The sequence below is a fragment of the Pseudomonas sp. NFACC24-1 genome, from assembly GCF_900115235.1.
Taxonomy (GTDB): Bacteria; Pseudomonadota; Gammaproteobacteria; order Pseudomonadales; family Pseudomonadaceae; genus Aquipseudomonas; species Aquipseudomonas fluorescens_AA.
The window spans coordinates 1-2,265 of record NZ_FOVS01000082.1 but is presented as its reverse complement, the minus strand read 5'-3'; the positions used below and the strand labels follow the sequence as shown (position 1 = coordinate 2,265).

Annotated in this window: 2 protein-coding genes; one reads left to right on the top strand and one right to left on the bottom strand. The window is 55.8% G+C overall.

What is annotated here, in order from left to right; genetic code table 11:
- Window positions 1-333 precede the first annotated feature (333 nt).
- Window positions 334-1,302 carry a GTPase gene (yjiA, locus tag BM317_RS29580; RefSeq protein WP_092477210.1) on the top strand — a complete coding sequence of 323 codons (969 nt, stop codon included), beginning with the start codon at window positions 334-336 and terminating at the stop codon, window positions 1,300-1,302.
- A gap of 156 nt (window positions 1,303-1,458) precedes the next feature.
- Here yjiA and BM317_RS29575 read toward each other — a convergent pair whose 3' ends face one another.
- Complete coding sequence (locus BM317_RS29575; RefSeq protein ID WP_092172499.1) at window positions 1,459-1,998, bottom strand: hypothetical protein; 540 nt, start codon at window positions 1,996-1,998, stop codon at window positions 1,459-1,461.
- Window positions 1,999-2,265: the final 267 nt, after the last annotated feature.

Below are 2,265 nucleotides of genomic sequence, written 5' to 3'. Positions count from 1 at the left end.
ACGCCAGGAGGCCCGTTACGGCGGCAAGGGTGGGCCCAAGTGCTGTTGAATTGAGCTAAACCCAACCCCCCTGTGGGAGCGGGCTTGCTCGCGAAGGCGTCGGGTCAGTCGCCATTGATGTGGCTGACACTCCGCTTTCGCGAGCCAGCCCGCTCCCACAGTTGTTTTTGGGGTGGTCTCAGGATTTGCTTACGCCACAGATCCCTGTGGGAGCGAGCTTGCTCGCGAAAGCGGAGTGTCAGTTAATGATAATGTCGACTGACCCGACGCCTTCGCGAGCAGGCTCGCTCCCACAAAACCGCTTTCCTTTTCCAGGCATCAAGGAGATTCAGTTTGTCCTCTCCCATCCCGGTCACCATCCTCAGCGGCTTCCTCGGCGCCGGCAAGACCACGCTGTTGCGCCATCTGCTCAAGGCCGAGCATGGCCTGAAAATCGCCGTGATCGAGAATGAATTCAGCGATGCCGGTATCGACACCCAACTGTTGGGCGACGAGCCGGTGCAAGTCATGACCCTGGCCAACGGCTGCGTGTGCTGCACCATTCACACCGACCTGACCAAAGCCCTGTATCTGTTGCTCGAGCGGCTGGACAGCGGCGAGATCGCCTTCGACCGTCTGGTGATCGAGTGCACCGGCCTGGCCGACCCGGCCCCGGTGGCGCAGACTTTCTTCATCGACGAGGATCTGCGCGAGCGCTATATCCTCGACGGGATCCTGACCCTGGTGGACGCGGCTCACGCTGACATCCACCTGACCCAGGCCATCGCCCAGGCCCAGGTCGGGTTTGCCGACCGCCTGCTCCTGAGCAAGACCGACCTGGTGGACGCCGCCCAGGTCCAGGCCCTTGGCGAGCGCCTGACGCGCATCAACCAACGGGCACCGATCAGGGTGGTTGAACACGGCCAGATCGACCTGGCCGAGCTGCTCGACATTCGTGGCTTCAATCTCAATGCGGACCTGGGCGCAGGGTTCAGCCTGCGACCGGTGGGCAAGGCAACCCCGGGCGATCGCATCAGCAGCCTGGTGCTGCGCACCGACAAGGCCCTGGATATCGACAAGCTCAGCGAGTTCATGAACCAGCTGCTGGAAGAGCACGGCAAGCAATTGCTGCGCTACAAAGGCGTGCTGAACATCGCCGGCGAACCCCGCCGGCTGGTGTTCCAAGGCGTGCTCAAGCTGTACGGTTTCGATTGGGACACTGAATGGGAGCCCGGCGAAGCCCGGGAAAGCGTGATCGTGTTCATCGCCGACGAACTGCCCGAAGAGAAAATCCGTGCCGGTTTTGAAGCGATTCTGTTTTGATGTCCCCTGCCTGCGACTGGCGAAGCCGCTATGAAAACCAGGCACCTGGATGTGCCTGGTAGATTGGATCGTTCCTGTAAGGACTGCTTCGCAGTCCAGCGGGGATAAATCCCCTCGCCACAAAGGGTTGCCTGGTTTTATATGTTTTGGCTGGCCTCACTTTCCTTCACGCAGGCTCAAGATAAAAGTGATCTTTGATTTTTCTTCGGTCTCGGCAAGATAGAGATAAGGTGAGCCGCGCACTCTTAATCCACCGACATATTTATGAGTGGCGGTCATGAGCGAGACGGGTGTGTGCAGGGTGTTAATGTTTTTCCGTGTGATGATGTTTTGTCGATGATCGATAAGAATAAAGCGCGTCGGATTAACGGTGTTTGGATTTTCTGCGCCGAGCACTTCAAGCCAACTCTTGCTGATCAGTTTGTTATAGTGTTCTCCGGGGTTTTTCAGGGTCAGAATATAGCCATTGGGTGTAGGACGAAAATGCAGGATCAATTGAGCGCGCTCCATGCCCTGGGTTTCGGCGCGGATGCCGAGCAAGTGTGAGTGATCATGGGTTTGCGGTTTGCCGGTAAAGAATCCACCGCTGAATGAACTGACGGTTGCCATCGCGGGTTTGCCATGCAATTTTTCAAGTAGATTTACGCGGGCGTCAAACATGCTAAGTGTTGCATGAAAAGAATGTTCACTGTCCATGTGATAAATGAATCCTGTATTGAGTTTTGAAGTGTGGGTGCGGCGAGCTGGATCTTATTGGTTTATTGCTTGTTGGTGGTGTTATCTGTATTGCAGAAAGTTAAGTGCAATGGCAGATGTTGAGTGTTGTAAAGGTGGTTTGGTTAGGTGGCGTGGTCTTTTAAAGGCCAATAAAAAAGGTTCTTCACGGAATCCCGGGAAACACAGAAACAAGAACGCCGATTTGATTGATGATGTTCGTGCGAGCAAACACATCTAACAAACCGG